General features: G+C 37.5%; 17 protein-coding genes. 4 read left to right on the forward strand and 13 right to left on the reverse strand.

The window, feature by feature from the left end; genetic code table 11:
- Window positions 1-171: 171 nt before the first annotated feature.
- The 9 genes from HUW48_RS10135 to HUW48_RS10170 form a co-directional block, all read right to left on the reverse strand.
- The gene (locus tag HUW48_RS10135) at window positions 172-522 is read right to left on the reverse strand and encodes a hypothetical protein (protein ID WP_182415557.1); all 351 of its coding nucleotides are present in this window, start codon (window positions 520-522) and stop codon (window positions 172-174) included.
- A 32-nt stretch (window positions 523-554) separates the two neighbouring features.
- Window positions 555-836, reverse strand: coding sequence for an HNH endonuclease (locus tag HUW48_RS27580; RefSeq protein WP_394368459.1), 282 nt, complete (start codon window positions 834-836; stop codon window positions 555-557).
- Window positions 837-1,898: 1,062 nt separating this feature from the next.
- On the reverse strand, window positions 1,899-2,270 hold the full coding sequence (locus tag HUW48_RS10140; RefSeq protein WP_182415558.1) for a hypothetical protein: 372 nt from the start codon (window positions 2,268-2,270) through the stop codon (window positions 1,899-1,901).
- A 94-nt stretch (window positions 2,271-2,364) separates the two neighbouring features.
- A complete protein-coding gene (gene mnmE, locus HUW48_RS10145) occupies window positions 2,365-3,750 on the reverse strand; it encodes a tRNA uridine-5-carboxymethylaminomethyl(34) synthesis GTPase MnmE (protein WP_182415559.1) in 1,386 nt (461 codons plus the stop codon).
- Between the two features lie 17 nt (window positions 3,751-3,767).
- The gene (locus tag HUW48_RS10150) at window positions 3,768-4,343 is read right to left on the reverse strand and encodes a thioredoxin family protein (RefSeq protein WP_182415560.1); all 576 of its coding nucleotides are present in this window, start codon (window positions 4,341-4,343) and stop codon (window positions 3,768-3,770) included.
- A 156-nt stretch (window positions 4,344-4,499) separates the two neighbouring features.
- Entirely contained in the window at window positions 4,500-6,386 is a 1,887-nt protein-coding gene (locus HUW48_RS10155) for an Nramp family divalent metal transporter (protein WP_182415561.1), read from the reverse strand.
- 140 nt (window positions 6,387-6,526) lie between these two features.
- Entirely contained in the window at window positions 6,527-7,183 is a 657-nt protein-coding gene (locus HUW48_RS10160; protein WP_182415562.1) for a metal-dependent transcriptional regulator, read from the reverse strand.
- A gap of 214 nt (window positions 7,184-7,397) precedes the next feature.
- A complete protein-coding gene (locus tag HUW48_RS10165) occupies window positions 7,398-8,399 on the reverse strand; it encodes a 3-oxoacyl-ACP synthase III family protein (protein WP_182415563.1) in 1,002 nt (333 codons plus the stop codon).
- 97 nt (window positions 8,400-8,496) lie between these two features.
- Window positions 8,497-9,624: a glycosyltransferase gene (locus HUW48_RS10170; protein ID WP_182415564.1), complete on the reverse strand. Its 1,128-nt coding sequence runs from the start codon at window positions 9,622-9,624 to the stop codon at window positions 8,497-8,499.
- A gap of 53 nt (window positions 9,625-9,677) precedes the next feature.
- Here HUW48_RS10170 and HUW48_RS10175 point away from each other — a divergent pair, with 53 nt between their 5' ends.
- The gene (locus HUW48_RS10175) at window positions 9,678-10,493 is read left to right on the forward strand and encodes a 2,3,4,5-tetrahydropyridine-2,6-dicarboxylate N-succinyltransferase (RefSeq protein ID WP_182415565.1); all 816 of its coding nucleotides are present in this window, start codon (window positions 9,678-9,680) and stop codon (window positions 10,491-10,493) included.
- Between the two features lie 139 nt (window positions 10,494-10,632).
- Here HUW48_RS10175 and HUW48_RS10180 read toward each other — a convergent pair whose 3' ends face one another.
- Window positions 10,633-11,520: a 3-hydroxyacyl-CoA dehydrogenase family protein gene (locus HUW48_RS10180; protein WP_182415566.1), complete on the reverse strand. Its 888-nt coding sequence runs from the start codon at window positions 11,518-11,520 to the stop codon at window positions 10,633-10,635.
- A 410-nt stretch (window positions 11,521-11,930) separates the two neighbouring features.
- Here HUW48_RS10180 and HUW48_RS10185 point away from each other — a divergent pair, with 410 nt between their 5' ends.
- Window positions 11,931-12,083, forward strand: coding sequence for a lmo0937 family membrane protein (locus tag HUW48_RS10185; protein ID WP_182415567.1), 153 nt, complete (start codon window positions 11,931-11,933; stop codon window positions 12,081-12,083).
- Window positions 12,084-12,130: 47 nt separating this feature from the next.
- Window positions 12,131-12,283, forward strand: coding sequence for a lmo0937 family membrane protein (locus tag HUW48_RS10190; protein WP_106927268.1), 153 nt, complete (start codon window positions 12,131-12,133; stop codon window positions 12,281-12,283).
- Between the two features lie 165 nt (window positions 12,284-12,448).
- On the opposite strand, the gene HUW48_RS10195 is transcribed toward HUW48_RS10190, so the two are convergent.
- Both HUW48_RS10195 and HUW48_RS10200 read right to left on the reverse strand, forming a co-directional pair.
- Entirely contained in the window at window positions 12,449-13,282 is an 834-nt protein-coding gene (locus HUW48_RS10195) for a hypothetical protein (RefSeq protein WP_182415568.1), read from the reverse strand.
- A 78-nt stretch (window positions 13,283-13,360) separates the two neighbouring features.
- Window positions 13,361-14,977, reverse strand: a complete 1,617-nt coding sequence (locus tag HUW48_RS10200) for an ABC-F family ATP-binding cassette domain-containing protein (protein WP_182415569.1) — start codon at window positions 14,975-14,977, stop codon at window positions 13,361-13,363.
- A 344-nt stretch (window positions 14,978-15,321) separates the two neighbouring features.
- Here HUW48_RS10200 and HUW48_RS10205 point away from each other — a divergent pair, with 344 nt between their 5' ends.
- Window positions 15,322-15,789, forward strand: a complete 468-nt coding sequence (locus HUW48_RS10205) for a DUF4199 domain-containing protein (protein ID WP_182415570.1) — start codon at window positions 15,322-15,324, stop codon at window positions 15,787-15,789.
- A gap of 65 nt (window positions 15,790-15,854) precedes the next feature.
- Here the strand turns inward: HUW48_RS10205 and HUW48_RS10210 are convergent, their stop codons facing one another.
- Complete coding sequence (locus tag HUW48_RS10210; RefSeq protein ID WP_182415571.1) at window positions 15,855-16,256, reverse strand: hypothetical protein; 402 nt, start codon at window positions 16,254-16,256, stop codon at window positions 15,855-15,857.
- Window positions 16,257-16,284: the final 28 nt, after the last annotated feature.

Raw genomic sequence — 16,284 nt, forward strand, 5'->3', positions numbered from 1 at the left:
TTATTGCATTTAAGTCATATAAATAGTCGCCACCTACCATTGGATCAAAGCTCAAGTATTGGCCAGGTTGAAAATTAATAATTTTATCAACAATATTTTCAAATGGCTTTGTAAAAAATGGAAGCGATACACCGAACCTTTTAATTGTTGAACCATTCTTTAGGGGGAAAATCACAAAAACACTTTCAAACCCTTTTTTGGTAGAAAATGAACCCCTTCATATTGTTTAGAAAAAACCGATTGCTCGGTCCAAAAGTGCTCTGGATAGATTTGTTTATCTGGATTAAGAAGTTGTTCTCTTAACCTATCATAAACATTGTTAAGAATAAATGTATATCCAAATTTAGCAAAAGCTAAAATATAAGCTGATTTAAGTAAAGCGATGCCAAATAACCTTTGTTCGACTTTAGTTTTCTTATGAATCAATTCAACAATACCATTTGAGGTATTTGCATTTATGGATTCAATATATCCTTTAAGGATAATGGGATTATTGTACTTTATGCTGTGAATAACTTGCATTTTTCCATGGTCATCTACTTTAACATAACCATTTACAGTTTTACCATCCTTGCGAGGGTCACTCTTTGAGTTGTATTAGGTTTAAATGCCCTTTCATCAAGCTCACGCAACCTAACTGATAAGTGGAAGTCTACTTTATGACCACATGTATTGTTACACTTCTTACAGGTTAAAGCAATTTGACTACCACCTAAAGATTTTGGCGGAGCGTCCTCCAATGTAAGATTGTTTTTTACCTTCTCGCTTAATGCTTCTTCTGAAAACTTGATTAAACAAATTGGACAAATGTATGTCTTGCTAAAGGGTAATTCCAATTCAGGTAAAAAATTATTTTATTTTAATAAATTTAAGTGATTAGCGAATTTATCGAAAAGTATTTTTCTTTTATTATCATTTCTACTCATTGTTGATTTAATAGTTGATTGAAAATCATTTTAGTATATTTTTTCTTATACATGTCTCGAAAATAAACAATATTGATGTTTAAATAATATTATTAAATAACTCCCTTATTTATCCAACATGTTGAAGTGCAATTTAATTTTTACATGTAGCTAAACTCATCCAATTACTATCTAAATATTATTTAATAATAATTTTTAGACTTTAACTTATAACAATGTTTAACAAATTATAACTAAATAATTAATTGCCCATAGTTTAAAATAGGTTAACTTAATGTTTATGGCTTGAAGGCTGCATTAAAAGCTTAAATAATGGTATGCCCATACAATTATAAAAATGTTTTTAAACAAGCTTAAATGGGCTTTAAATTAAGAAGTATGTAATTAAAAAATTTACCTCTAAAACTAAAGCTTTTTACATTGGTCTAACTTCAAAAAATGAAAGCTATAAAACCGTAGTAGATTATTTTTTAATGCATAAAAAACACAAATCAACATTAAACTAGTTTGTGTGACTTGTAAATTAATTTAATCACGAAGGTTTTCTAATCTAATAAATTTTCCTTGTTATTTTTTCTTTAAATTATTATGATAATTAACTAATCTAGTGTGATCCTTTATAATAGTTAATCTAATATGTTTAAATAGATCATCAATCAAATCTCAAGCTTTACTAATTTCATCAGTATGATCTAAATCTTTTAATACATATTCACCTAAATTTAAATTAGTAATCAATGATTTTTTATTAAGCTCAATAAGGTATATGTTGTTTACTATCCCCTTGTTATGAACAAGAATATTTCTGTTCTGGGATAAAATGAATAGTCTATCAAGTAAGACTTTATCATAGTTAAAATCAATCTTAAATATTGAATTGAACTTACTTAATAGATTATAAACATTGCAACCTTGAATTATTGATTTTACTTTCTTTTCTATTACTTTATTTCTTATATATCTTATGGTGCTTTATTCAAACAAGTCTTCATAATCAATCGTTATTTCATCTAACATTAAAAACTTAGGAAGATATTTGTAAAGTGCCTCAAAGGTTTTAAAAATAAATTCTTCAAAATGAAAATATGTATTTATATAAACTTTCTCTTTTACTAAAATATCAAAATCTATATTGTTAGCTTCTAAATTGCTATTTAATTTATTATAATCTCGTAATGTTTTATTTAAATTTTTATTGCCTTCTGAAGGTTTCACTTGTAATGATAATGTCAACAACTGCATTGACAGTGCTACTATTTGAAAATCCTGATCTAAACGCCTGTTTTTAACTGTATCTTTATAATTTCTAAGTATTTTGTATAAAAACTTTTCCTCTGATAGCATAATTATAATTAAACAGTTAAAAATATAAGGTTTAACTTAAACCGAAATATCTGAAAAAAACCCTTGACTTTATTTTTATTTGGTTTATCTTAAATTACTTTCCGATACAAAACTTACTAAAAATATTTTCTAATAAATCATCGGTAGTTATATCGCCAGTAATTTCACCTAGAGCATATAAAGCCCGGCGAATGTCGGCGGCTAAGAAATCGCCACTGATGCCAGTAGATAAACCTTGCAAAACAGCATCAAGGGCTTGATACGTTTGCTCTAAGCTAGTGTAATGTCGTAGATTGGTAACAATGGTACTGGAACCGGTATTAAGGTTACCTTGGTTTACCGTAGAAATTAATTTTTCTTTCAGCAGTTCGATGCCGGTTTTATCCGCGGCAGCAATAAACAGTATGGGGGTAACCGCTTCATAGGCAGCTTGATTTAAATTACTCGCTAAATCTACTTTATTGGCTACGGCTAAAACGGGTTTGCCATTCGAATTTAAGCTTTGCAGCTCTAAAGCCAGATCGGCGGGAGTAAGCTCATTTACATCAAATAAATAAATAATTAAGGCAGCTTCTTCTATTTTCTGACGGGAGCGTTCCACGCCAATAGCTTCTACCTTATCCTGGGTTTCGCGCAAGCCAGCGGTATCAATAAACCGAAAAGAGATTCCTTCAATGGAAGTTTCGTCTTCGATAAAATCGCGGGTAGTACCCGGTACATCGGATACAATGGCTTTTTCTTCGTTGAGTAAAACGTTGAGCAAAGTAGATTTCCCGGCATTAGGTTTTCCCACGATTACGGTTGGTACGCCGTTTTTAATTACGTTGCCTAAAGCAAAAGATTGCAATAAGTTGCGGATGAGCCTTTGTAATTCGTGAATCAGGTTTTCTAATGCCGAACGGTCAGCAAATTCCACGTCTTCTTCTCCGAAATCTAATTCCAGTTCAATTAACGAGGCAAAGTGTATCAGTTGGGCCCGCAGGGCTTTAATCTCGGCAGAAAAACCACCACGCATTTGTTTTAAAGCTACTTCGTGCGATTTAGAAGAATCGGCAGCAATTAAATCAGCTACGGCCTCCGCCTGAGCTAAATCAAACTGGCCATTCAGAAAAGCCCGTTTAGTAAATTCGCCGGCCTGGGCCAAACGAGCACCATTTTTTAACAGTAATTTTATTATTTCCTGCACAATATAATCGGAGCCGTGGCAGGAAATCTCGACTACGTTTTCTTTGGTGTAGGAGTGAGGCGCTAAAAACAAAGATACCAGCACTTCGTCTACGAGCCTGGCTCCGTCGCGGATGGTACCAAAATGAATGGTATGCGACGCCTGGGTACGTAAATCTTTCCCCTTAAAAACGGAATTTGCTATTTGAACGGCTTGGAGCCCAGATAATCGAATTACGGCTATTGCGCCTTTACCTGCAGCAGTAGCTACCGCTACAATGGTATCGTGGTTAGAAAAAAAAGATGCGTTTGACAAAACGGAGTATACAAAGTTTATTTTTGTTTGCCAGCTTGCTTTTGGCCGGCGGTAAATTGTTCGAAAGTTACTTTCTTATAATGGTTTTCCCCAAAATAGGTAATAATATTCCGGAACGTTTTTACGTCAAGGTAGCCCGGCACCGGTGATATAATTTTTAAATTTTCGTCGAGGTAAACGGTAGTCGGAAAACTTAATTGACCTTGAAGTAAAGCGTAGGCTAGCTCATGCGAACGGTTTGCTTCATTAAACTTGTAGGTTTTTCCTTCTACGGTAATGGGTTTTGTGCCTTCGGCATCTAACCGCACAGCGTAATAGTTCTTATTCACATAATCGGCAACGGTGGGATCCGCAAAGGTACTTTTTTCCATTTTGCGGCACCAGCCACACCAATCTGTGTATACATCTATAAAAATTTTACGTGGTTCTTTTTTACTTTTTGCTACGGCTTCTTCAAAGGTAAGCCACTGAATAGTTGCTTTTTTAGGTTTATCCGGCTTATTGTAGTTTTTAGTTTCGGCACTGGCCTTACAAGGGAATACACCCAAGTAAATTAAAACTAAAAAGAAGAATAGAAATCGGAAGAAAGGCATAGTTTATAATTCAAAAAGTAAAAGGTGTGCCACAGTTTTGGTGAGGCTTTTAGCTTAGCAAACTTGTAGTTCCTTTTTTTAACGAAACAAGCGGGAAGTCCGTATTTGTTCCGTTGGTTTAATCCTGATATAATAAAGAAAGCTTTGTGGTAACTTCTACACTACCAACACCGGAATTTTGACGGAGTGCCGCACAGAATCGATGGTGGTACCTAAAATTAAATCTTTCATTAAACGATGGCCGTGGGAGCCCATTACCAATAGTTCGGCTTCAAAATTCTTTACAATTTTGGGAATACATTTTTTGGGATTGCCGTAACCTAGTTCTACCTTTATGTGGTAGCCTTTTTCGCGCAAGTCTTTGGCGTAACGATCCAGGTTTTGTTTATCTGAGCTCGTTTCAAAATCTTCGATATCTTCGCCCATAACCATGGCCCCGGCCGTTTCTACCACGTGAATTAACACGTATTCTGCCCCTTGGTTACCTATAGCTAAAGCATTATTTATAACGTATTTATCTACTTCACTGAAATCTAAAGTTATAGCAATGCGGGAGTAAATGGGTTTGGCTAAAGGTTGGTATTCTACGGCCCGATGGTGCGGGGCTACCGAATGCGGCCGCAACGCTTTTACTACCATAGGCTGAAAAGTAATGTACAGGAGCAGTACTAAGGCTGCTATTGCGATGGGTACTGCCGTAAGCCAGATCAGGGTAGGATGCGAGGTGGATGCCAGCCAGCCGGAAATTTCTTCAAAAACCAATTTAATGTTTAAAATAACAATAATAGTAGCGGCAACCCACGCCCCAATTTTAACCCAGATCCCAATTACAAAATCGCCCATGCGCTTTGGGCTACTCACAAAATGAATAAGCGGAATAATTGCAAAACCTAACTGCATACTTAATATAACCTGACTAAAAACCAATAGCTTGCCCGTGTATTCTTCGCCGAAATAGGCAATTACAAACAAGGCTGGACCAACGGCTAATAAACGGGTAATCATGCGGCGGAGCCACGGCTGAATGCGCAAGTTTAAATACCCTTCCATTACTATCTGACCCGCCAACGTGCCGGTAAGAGTGGAGCTTTGGCCAGCAGCAATTAAAGCAACAGCAAACAATACTGGAGCCCATTGGGTACCGAGTAAAGGAGCCAGAAATTTATGCGCATCTTTAATTTCGGCTACGGCATACATGCCATTTTTGTGAAAAGCAGTAGCCGCTAAAATTAAAATGGCGGCATTTACAAATAAAGCCAGGTTTAAGGCAATAGCCGAATCGATAAAATTAAATTTAATGGCTTTTCTAATACCATCCAGGGTTCGCTCAAACTTACGGGTTTGCACCAACGACGAATGCAAATACAAATTATGCGGCATTACGGTAGCGCCAATAATACCTATTGCTATGTACAAAGCTTCGTTATTAGGAATACTCGGAACCAGGCCGGATGCAATGTCACTGAAAGCGGGTTTGGCAAACAACATTTCGAGCACAAAAGCACCCCCAATAATGGTTACCAGTACCAAGATAAAGGCTTCCATTTTGCGCATACCCTGGTTAATCAAAAATAAAAGTAAAAACGTGTCGAGCACGGTTACACTAACGCCCCAAATTAAGGGCAATCCAAATAACAACTGTAACCCAATGGCCATACCCAGCACCTCCGCTAAGTCGCAAGCGGCAATAGCAATTTCGGCTAAAATGTAAAGCGGTATATTAATAATTCCCGGGTAAAACTCCCGCGAAGCCTGGGCCAGGTCTTTTCCCTGCACTACTCCTAAGCGGGCACTTAAACTTTGCAACAGCAAAGCCATCAGGTTCGACATGAGTAAAACCCAAATTAATTTATAACCAAACTGACTACCGCCGGCAATATCGGTGGCCCAATTACCAGGGTCCATGTAGCCTACACTCACCAGGTAAGCAGGTCCCATAAAGGAAAATAATTTTCGCCAGAAGCTTTTCTGTCCGGTAGTGTCTACAGTGGCATTTACTTCTTCTAAAGATTTACTCCTTGATATAGTATTTTGGTTTAACATAGGCAGGGTTGTAAAATTTTTAATCCAGGTTTAATCCTGTGGCATTAATCCGTCATGTTGAACTAGTGAGCCTTGTCGGCTTCTGGGAAAGATTGATTGTTTATTATTCTTTTATTGCCGCAATAAAAATTAACCAGCTTTTAGATCGTGATAAAAAGGTTGCGGGCTACTTCGTGCGAAATCACCAGGTTTTTATCATCTTCTAATTTAATTTCCATGGATTTATCGTAAGCAATCTGGTTCAGAACCGTAATTTTCATGCCCAGGCATATTCCTATTTTGTCCAGGTGTTGTAAGAATAAAGGTTGCTTATCTTTTACGCCGCTTACTACTCCGCTGGCATTAACAGATAAATCGGCAGCCAGTACTTGTTCGGGTTGATGAATAATGCCTTCATCAGTTGGAATAGGATCACCGTGCGGGTCAATTTTGGGAAATCCTAAAAATTCATCTAAGCGTTGTACCAATAGGGGTGAGGTAATATGTTCCAGCTCTTCGGCTACCTCATGCACTTCGTCCCAGTTAAAGCGCAGCTTCTCTACTAAAAATACTTCCCAAAGGCGATGCTTCCGGATAATCTGTAAAGCAATTTGCTGCCCTTCCGGCGATAAGGAGACTCCCCTGTATTTAACATAAAAAATAATATTTTTACCACTTAATTTTTTTAACATATCGCTTACCGAAGCCGCTTTAGTTTGCAGTGCTTCGGCAATGGCATTGGTATTTACCTCCCGGTTATTGCTCTGGGAAAGCTTATAAATGGTTTTAATATAATTTTCTTCGGTATAACTCAGCACTTCTTAATTTAGTTGTTTGTTGGTCGTTATTAATTGTTGCAAGTTAGAAGGTTAAAAAGTTAGAAAGTTGTAAGGTTTTGCGGTTAGGAATTTAGAATTTAACAACCAAGCAATCTAATAACCCATCAATCATTTCACTTAGTGGCTGTTGATCATGGACTATCGACTATGGTCTAAATGCAAATAATTAACAACCAGCAACTATCAACTGTAATCAATTCCATCTGATTAGGGCAGAAGCCCAGGTAAATCCACTACCAAAAGCCGCCAAACACACTAAATCGCCCGATTTTATTTTTCCTTGCGCTACGGCTTCGCTCAAAGCAATAGGCACCGAAGCCGCCGTAGTATTGCCATACCGCTGAATATTGCTAAATACTTTCTCGGCAGGTAAACCCATTTTTTGCTGAATGAAAGACGTAATCCGTAAATTAGCCTGGTGCGGAATAAGCATGTCGATATCGGTGGGTTTATAACCGTTTTTGTTTAAAGCTTCCATAATTACTTCCGGAAACCGCACCACCGCATTTTTAAAAACTGTTTGGCCGTTCATAATAGGGTAAATAGAACCATTATCGATCATTTCTTGGGTAAGGCGCTCGGGGGCATTACTGCTGGGGGCCAGACAAGATAATTCTTCGGCCAGTTCACCATCGGCATGTAAATGCGTCGATAAAATACCCGTATTTTCATCTTCGGAAGGAGTAAGTACCACGGCTCCGGCTCCATCCCCAAAAATTACCGATACTGCCCGGCCGCGGGTTGTCATGTCTAAACCCGAAGAATGAATTTCGGAACCAACTACCAGCACATTGTTGTACATACCCGTTTTAATAAATTGATCGGCCACGGACAACGCATAAATAAAACCGGAACATTGGTTACGCACATCCAGGGCCGGAATTTCTTTTAAGCCCATATCACGTTGCAACAATACCCCCGAACCCGGAAAAACATAATCCGGACTTAGAGTGGCAAACACAATCATGTCTAATTGAGATTTATCTAAACCCGCCATTTGCAAAGCTTTTTTGGCCGCTTTAGCTCCCATGTTTGCGGTAGTATCTTTACCGGGTTCAAAATACCGGCGTTCTTCTATGCCAGTCCGTTCTATAATCCACTCGTTAGAAGTTTCCATTATTTTTTCCAGGTCCGCATTGGTTACCACCTTCTCAGGTACATAATGGCCTACTCCGGCAATTTTAGATTTTCTCATAACCTTCTTATTCACAACAAATATACATTAATTATTTAAAATTTAGACAAGTCTAAAAATTTATTTTAATAATTTAGATTATTTTATTTATATAACCTTAAAAATTCTTGTTGTATAACTTAATTAATCTGCATTCGTCTGTTTCCCAGAATACATCTTCCGGAACACCAGTTGGAAAAAACACTTGTTCCTGTAATTGCCGAAGTAATTGCTGGTAATCTACTGTTCTAAAATCCAGATTAATTCCGGCCTGGTATTGATCTACGCGATTCGCCCAATTGGGATTTTGCTGCACTAATACGGGTAAACCATTTGCCAGGTATTCAAATAATTTGGTGGGAGTACAACTAAAAGTACTCGGATGCGGTTGGTAGGGCAGTAAACCTAAATCGCTTTGTTGAATATATTCTATAATTTCAGAATGCGGAACAAGTTTATCACCCCCAATTAAAGTAATGTAAGGTTTGTCCTTGATTGCTGATTTTAACTTTTGTAAAGTGGAAGCAATGGCACAATAGCCAATTATGGTGAGCGAAAAACCGGCGTTTTCCTGATGCAAGTGCCGGCATAGTTCTACTGTTTCAAAAATACCATGCATTTCGGAAATAGTACCCGAATACAAGAGTTTAACTTGCTGTGTATTTATTTTAATCGGGTAACGCTTAGGTAAATAAGGTGGCTTGGCCATTTGCTTAAACTTATTTTCCAAAAGGATAAATTTGTTTTTTAAGAAAGGAAGCTCCGCAGCATACGATTTTTCGGCTAATAAATAAAAATTTATAAAAGAGGACGATAGGTATTCGAACCCGCGAATAGCATAAGCCAATAAATACTTAATTATATAAGGATAAGCGTTTTGAGTGATAAGATTCAGAAAATAATTTTCCCGCACATCGTACCAGATTTTACCCCCGTGCAGGAGTTTATACAGCGAAGTAATAAATAAAAGTTCGTGGGTACTTACTATTATTAAATGGGGTTTTAACCGCCGCAACAATTGCCAATATTGCCATTGTACTTTTACCCGGCCCCAACTTAACCTTTTAAAATAAGCAAAGGAATGAAATTGAATAGGCAAAATTGTTTGAGGTTCTTTTACTGGAAAACCAGCAATGTGTATCTCCGTTTGCGGTATTTGGGCCAACGAACTACCTAGTTTTTCCAACATCCGGGTGTCGTTTATTGGCTTTAACACAGAAGATAGTAAGATGCGGGTTTTCTTCATTAGGGAGAATCTGCTACTTTTACGCCACGAATATACTTTCAGATACGACGAATATGACATTGCAACAACTAATTGAAGAAGCCTGGACCGACCGGACTAAATTGCAGGAAGCAGCCACCACCGATGCTATCCGCGAAGTAATTGAACAACTCGAAAAAGGTAAAATGCGGGTGGCCGAACCAACGGGCGATGGTAAATGGCAAGTAAATCAATGGATTAAAAAAGCGGTTTTAATGTATTTTCCGATTCAGAAAATGGAAACCATTAAAGTCGGGCCGTTTGAGTTTCACGATAAAATGGCTTTAAAACAAAATTACGAACAATTAGGCGTGCGGGTAGTACCCCATGCTGTTGCCCGTTACGGTGCCTACGTAGCGAAAGGTGTAATTATGATGCCGTCGTATATAAATATTGGCGCCTACGTAGACGAAGGAACCATGGTGGATACCTGGGCTACCGTTGGATCGTGCGCGCAAGTAGGTAAAAATGTGCATCTAAGTGGGGGAGTAGGACTTGGAGGTGTACTAGAGCCCGTGCAAGCCTCACCGGTGATTGTGGAAGATGGCGCTTTTATTGGTTCCCGGTGCATTTTAGTAGAAGGATGCCATATTGGTAAAGAAGCCGTAATTGGTGCCAATGTATGTATTACTGGTTCTTCTAAAATAATTGATGTAACGCAACCCGAGCCGGTTATTTACAATGGTTATGTGCCGCCGCGTTCGGTAGTTATTCCTGGTTCGTACAATAAAACTTTCCCAGCCGGCGATTACCAGGTACCTTGCGCCCTAATCATTGGTCAGCGGAAAGAAAGTACCGATTTAAAAACCTCCTTAAACGAAGCACTGCGCGAAAATAGCGTGGCGGTTTAGTTGTTGAAAGGTTGGAAAGGTTAAAAGGTTGATTTAGTAAATTGTTTATTCAAAAGAACTATTTAGTAAGGTTTTATACACTATAATTTTAGAATATTAACCTTACAACCTTTTAACTTTTCAACCTTTCAACCTGCAACTATCTAAACCGCTCGGCTACTAGTAAATCTTTGCTGCCGGGGGTATAGGTATAAAAACCAATGCCCGATTTTACTCCTTTGTGTCCGGCTTGTACCATATTTACTAATAAAGGACATGGTGCATACTTCGGGTTACCAAAACCTTCGTGTAATACTCTCAAAATAGATAAGCATACATCTAGGCCGATAAAGTCGGCAAGTTGAAGCGGTCCCATGGGGTGTGCCATGCCTAATTTCATGACAGTATCAATCTCGGTAACGCCCGCCACACCTTCGTATAAACTGTAAATAGCCTCGTTAATCATAGGCATTAAAATCCGGTTAGCTATAAAGCCCGGATAATCATTAACTACCACCGGAGTTTTTCCTAGTGTATGCGAAAGCTGCCGAACTGTTTCGGTAACTTCTTCGGTGGTATTATAGCCTTTTATAATTTCTACTAGCTTCATTACGGGAACCGGATTCATAAAATGCATCCCAATTACCTTTTCAGGGCGGTTGGTAACGGAAGCAATTTGCGTAATGGAAATAGAAGAAGTATTAGTTGCCAGAATGGTTGAAGCCGGGCATTTTTCATCTAACTCCCGGAAAATTTGCTTTTTTAACTCTACGTTTTCGGTAGCGGCTTCAATTACTAAATCTACTTCCTGCACGCCAAGGGCAAGTTCGGTTTGTAAAGTAATATTTTGAAGAGTTTGCTCTTTCTGTTCGGCGGTTAATTGGTCTTTGGCCACCATGCGATCCAGGTTTTTAGCAATGGTTTGTTGAGCCCTTTCTAAAGCATTTTTTGAAATATCAACTAAGTTAACTTTAAATTGATGCTGCGCAAAAACGTGCGCGATGCCGTTGCCCATAGTACCCGAGCCAATTACCGCAATGTTTTTCATAGAATTTTTTAATTATTTATTATAAATATTAAACTATATAAAGAATTCCTAAAAAATCCAAATATATAGTTTATAATATTGAAATAAATGGCTATTTACCTTTGAATTGTTAAATAATTGACTAAAATTAATTTTGATACTTTAATTGGTATGAGTAGTATTTTACGTTTTTAGAAATATATTAAAGTGGCTGATTATTAATTATTTAGTAAAAATATGTGAAAAGTTTAAGCTATACCTTTAAAAATTTTAATAAAAGGCCAATTACCTAATACTACTAAAAAATAATCCAATATAAATCTTTTCTGATGTTTGTGCGTAAATGTTAAAAACCGGATAAATTTAGCTTCTTCTAAAATTTACAAGTGAGCAAATTTATTCATCCAAACCAAACTAAACTAAATAAAACTATGGGAAATTTGCTTTATGTTATCGCCGTTGTATTAATTATTCTTTGGCTCATTGGCTTTTTAGGCTTTCCTTCTGCTGTAGGTGGCTTAATTCACATTTTGTTAGTTATTGCGGTAATCTCAATTATTTTAGGATTAATACGGCGAGCCTAACAATAGTTAATCTTCAAACATTATAAACTAAACAAACACCTTAAACTATGGGAAACACCTTGTATATTATCGCCGTTGTATTAATTATATTATGGTTAATTGGTTTTCTGGGCTTTCCGGATGCCGTTGGAGGGTTAATTCACATTCTGCTGGTTATTGCAGTAATTGCCATCCTGTTAAGATTAATTCGAGGCGCTTGATAGTTTAGTAATAACTTATTGGCATAAAAAAACCACCTCGTAAAACAGGTGGTTTTTGTTTTTTACCAATTACCATTTACCAATGGTCTATTATTTATCCAGTAAATAATAAATTCTTAACATTTATAAGTGTTTGGTAAATGGTAAATGATAATTAGTAAATGATTACCTGCGGGAATGTAAATTATAGATAAAGCCTACGCGTACCACTGGGTTAGACCGATATTGATACACGCCGTTGTTTAAATTAAAAAGTACGTACAAGTCCATTCCGAAATTACCATTCATTTGGCGGTAACCGCCTCCCGCTAAGGTAGAACTAATGTTGCGGCGCGTTTCTACAATTTGCCGGCTTGGATTTAATTCTAAGTCGGCTACGCTCAAAAATTCATGTTCGGCATGAAACAAGATGCCTTTAAACAAATCGACCTGCGTAAACAATTTTCCACCGTAAGTAGATAGGTGATAGCCATTGCTGCCTACGTATTCGTACGTAACTCCCGGGCCTACTGCCCAACGATCTAAAATCCGGTATCCAACAAAGGGCGATAAACTTATGTTAAAGTACGAACCCGAATAAGAATTGGAGCCAAAACCAATACCACCGGTACTACCTATAAACGTCCGGTCAAGGAAAGTTTTCGGCATTTCTTCACCGGATTGTCCCATTTCCGCTTTTGATTTACGATGTAAAGGCTCTAAATTAGGATCAGCCTGATAAACCGGAGCGTCTGAGTCATCCTTCTCTGGCTGAGTAGTTCTGGGAGTTGGTTTTTTTTCCGGCGTAGGTTGTTGAACCGGAGCCGTGGGCTGCGTAGCCGGACTTGTTTGATTTGGTTGGTTTGGTACCGGTACGGGTGCTCCGGGCAGTTCATTGTTTAAGGCTGGTTTTTGGTTGGTAGAATCCTTGACCTGGGCTTGCACTCCGGATACCGAGTAAAAAAATAAAGCTCCCAGTAAAATACCGAAAGCTTTTTTATTTATAAATAAGATAGTCATTTTATAGTATTAGTATTAAGTTAAACTCATTACTTGTAGATGCCATTTTTGTTTAAATGGTTGCATAAACAAATTAAACTACGAATACATTTTTAGTCTTAATTGTTTAATGTTTTCATCCGCCAGGTATTCTTCGTAGCTCATTCGTTTGTCGATAATACCTTTTGGCGTTAATTCAATAATGCGGTTGGCAATAGTATCCACAAATTGTAAGTCGTGTGAAGCAAATAACACCGTGCCCGCAAAATCTTTTAACCCGTTATTTAAAGCCGTAATCGATTCTAAGTCTAAGTGATTGGTAGGTTCGTCCAGAATTAAAACGTTACCGCTTTGCAGCATCATCCGGGATAACATGCACCGCACTTTCTCACCCCCCGATAAAACATTAGCTTTTTTCAACGACTCTTCCCCCGAGAACAGCATCCGGCCTAAAAATCCGCGGATAAAGCTTTCATCTTTTTCGACGGAGTATTGCCGCAGCCAATCTACCAAGTTTAAATCCGTGTTAAAATATTCGGCATTATCTTTCGGAAAGAAGGCCACATTGGTAGTAGTTCCCCACTTAAAAGTACCTTTATCCGGCTGGGTTTCTTCCATTAATATTTTAAAGAACGTAGAAGCCGATAAATCATTGCGTCCTAAAATGGCTATCTTATCTTTCTTTTCTACCGTAAAGGTTACATCTTTAAATAATAAGGTACCATCTTCCGTAGATTTACTAATATCTTCCAGGTGCAACAATTGATTACCTGCTTCGCGCTCTTGCTTAAACTGTACGTGCGGGTATTTGCGCGACGAAGGTTTTATATCTTCTAAGGTCAGTTTATTTAATAATTTCTGACGTGACGTAGCCTGCTTGGATTTGGAAGCATTGGCACTGAAACGACGAATAAATTCCTCGAGTTCTTTCCTTTTATCTTCGGTTTTCTTGTTGGCTTCGGAACGCTGTTTAGAAGCCAATTGACTAGATTCGTACCAGAAAGTATAATTACCGGCATACAAGCTGATTTTCCCAAAATCAATATCAGCTACGTGGGTACACACCGAATCTAAAAAGTGCCGGTCGTGTGATACTACAATTACCGTATTATTAAACTGATCCAGAAAATTCTCCAGCCACATAATCGATTCGGCATCCAGGTGGTTGGTAGGCTCATCGAGCAGTAAAATATCTGGATTACCAAAAAGCGCCTGGGCTAATAACACCCGTACTTTCTCGTTACCGCTTAAATCTTTAACTAAAGAATAATGTAAATCCTCGCCAATGCCTAAACCACTAAGTAAGGTAGCCGCGTCGTTTTCAGCGTTCCACCCTTCTAAATCAGCAAACTCACCTTCCAGCTCCGATGCCCGAATACCATCTTCTTCGGTAAAATCGGCTTTGGCGTAAATAGCATCTTTTTCCTGCATTATATCATACAGGCGTTTATGTCCCATAATTACTGTTTGAATTACCGGAAACTCATCGAACTCGAAATGGTTCTGCTTTAAAACCGCCATGCGCTGATTCGCCGGAATTTCTACTTTCCCGGTACGCGGATCAATTTCGCCGGAAAGTATTTTAAGAAAGGTAGATTTGCCCGCTCCGTTTGCGCCAATTAAACCGTAACAGTTGCCGGGAACAAACTTAATGGTAACATCTTCAAATAATGTCCGCTTACCGTAAGATAAACTTACATTGGAAGTACTAATCATAAATTTCGAATGCTTATATTAAAATTGGGTGCAAAAGTACGAAATTAAAACCACTTTGTCCAGTTTTTAGTAGAGTTTACCTATTGCTAAACTTAGTTTTATACTATACTTTATCACCCTTTATATATATAAATTGCCTAATATGCTCCGCCTTATTGCTATTTAAAATTACCTTCTATTTGTGTTTATTTTACTGAACAACACCCGTTTGCTTTATTATAAAATAAAATTTTAACTTAAAACACAACTAGCTGACTTAAATTTAAGTAAATGGGTTTAATAATATTTTGCTAGTAAGCAAAGCAGATTTGAACTAGCAAATTCACTTAAAAAGCATTGGATTTATGAATTCGAATAACCCTTCTGTTGAAAAAACTGGTTTCCGCTACGGTATTTACGGCGGTTTAGCAATGATGATTTACTTTTTAATCTTAAAAGTAATCGGTTTAGATAAAAATGACACCGTCCGGTTCCTGGCCATGGTTTTTATTATTATTGCCGCTACAATGGCTATTTACTACTTCTCTAAGCATAAAGTAAAAGGCATGTTTTACTTGAATGGATTGGGCATTGGCTTTTTAGTAGGCTTGGTCGGATCCGTTTTTTATGGTATATTTTTATTTATTTACTCTTACTTTATTGATCAGAGCTTTACAGCCGACTTGCGATTGATGGACCTTTTTGGATCTAACCTATCGCCTTTAATGATTTTTGGGGCCAATTCTTTATTGGGCATGATTGTAGGTACATTTACCGGCTATATTACCATGATGTACTTCGATCGTTCGCGCCGGGAAGCTAAAGATTTTTAATTTCTTCTGTAAAAATTTAATATTGTTTAAAAGCCGTAATCACCTGATTACGGCATTTTTATTTATTAGGGTAAAGGTTGTTCAAAAGTTATTTCACTAACCTGTTCTAAGGCATTAAACCGTACCAGTAATTTATTTGCTGTAGATAATTCGAGTTTATTTTGGCATTGATTACCCGGTTGCACGTAATAATAATAAATGCGCTCATTGTTGGCCAGCAAAGCCTCGCTGTCCGGTTTGCCCAGCACTCCCATTAATTGCGAAATAGCTAACCCACGAAGCTTTGGGGTTATCTTTTTAACTTCCGGAATCATTTTATTTCGTACCGATTGGCAAGCATATTTATCATTTTTCCAGGCTTTCGAATCAAAATCCGGAAAAGTAACTTTAGACCGACAACTTCCGGCTAAGGTCCAAATAATCAAACAAAAAGATAAGTGGTATAATAACTTTTTAGATAAAATCATTCATTTTTAAATTTAACTAACTACTTTA

This window comes from Adhaeribacter radiodurans (assembly GCF_014075995.1).
GTDB classification, from domain to species: Bacteria; Bacteroidota; Bacteroidia; order Cytophagales; family Hymenobacteraceae; genus Adhaeribacter; species Adhaeribacter radiodurans.

Excerpts from the sequence above, each read along its gene's own strand:
- HUW48_RS10135 (WP_182415557.1), bottom strand. The coding sequence starts at position 522 with ATGCAAGTTATTCACAGCATAAAGTACAATAATCCCATTATCCTTAAA.
- HUW48_RS10140 (WP_182415558.1), bottom strand. The coding sequence starts at position 2,270 with ATGCTATCAGAGGAAAAGTTTTTATACAAAATACTTAGAAATTATAAA.
- HUW48_RS10150 (WP_182415560.1), bottom strand. The coding sequence starts at position 4,343 with ATGCCTTTCTTCCGATTTCTATTCTTCTTTTTAGTTTTAATTTACTTG.
- HUW48_RS10155 (WP_182415561.1), bottom strand. The coding sequence starts at position 6,386 with ATGTTAAACCAAAATACTATATCAAGGAGTAAATCTTTAGAAGAAGTA.
- HUW48_RS10165 (WP_182415563.1), bottom strand. The coding sequence starts at position 8,399 with ATGAGAAAATCTAAAATTGCCGGAGTAGGCCATTATGTACCTGAGAAG.
- HUW48_RS10170 (WP_182415564.1), bottom strand. The coding sequence starts at position 9,624 with ATGAAGAAAACCCGCATCTTACTATCTTCTGTGTTAAAGCCAATAAAC.
- HUW48_RS10175 (WP_182415565.1), top strand. The coding sequence starts at position 9,678 with ATGACATTGCAACAACTAATTGAAGAAGCCTGGACCGACCGGACTAAA.
- HUW48_RS10180 (WP_182415566.1), bottom strand. The coding sequence starts at position 11,520 with ATGAAAAACATTGCGGTAATTGGCTCGGGTACTATGGGCAACGGCATC.
- HUW48_RS10185 (WP_182415567.1), top strand. The coding sequence starts at position 11,931 with ATGGGAAATTTGCTTTATGTTATCGCCGTTGTATTAATTATTCTTTGG.
- HUW48_RS10190 (WP_106927268.1), top strand. The coding sequence starts at position 12,131 with ATGGGAAACACCTTGTATATTATCGCCGTTGTATTAATTATATTATGG.
- HUW48_RS10195 (WP_182415568.1), bottom strand. The coding sequence starts at position 13,282 with ATGACTATCTTATTTATAAATAAAAAAGCTTTCGGTATTTTACTGGGA.
- HUW48_RS10200 (WP_182415569.1), bottom strand. The coding sequence starts at position 14,977 with ATGATTAGTACTTCCAATGTAAGTTTATCTTACGGTAAGCGGACATTA.
- HUW48_RS10205 (WP_182415570.1), top strand. The coding sequence starts at position 15,322 with ATGAATTCGAATAACCCTTCTGTTGAAAAAACTGGTTTCCGCTACGGT.
- HUW48_RS10210 (WP_182415571.1), bottom strand. The coding sequence starts at position 16,256 with ATGATTTTATCTAAAAAGTTATTATACCACTTATCTTTTTGTTTGATT.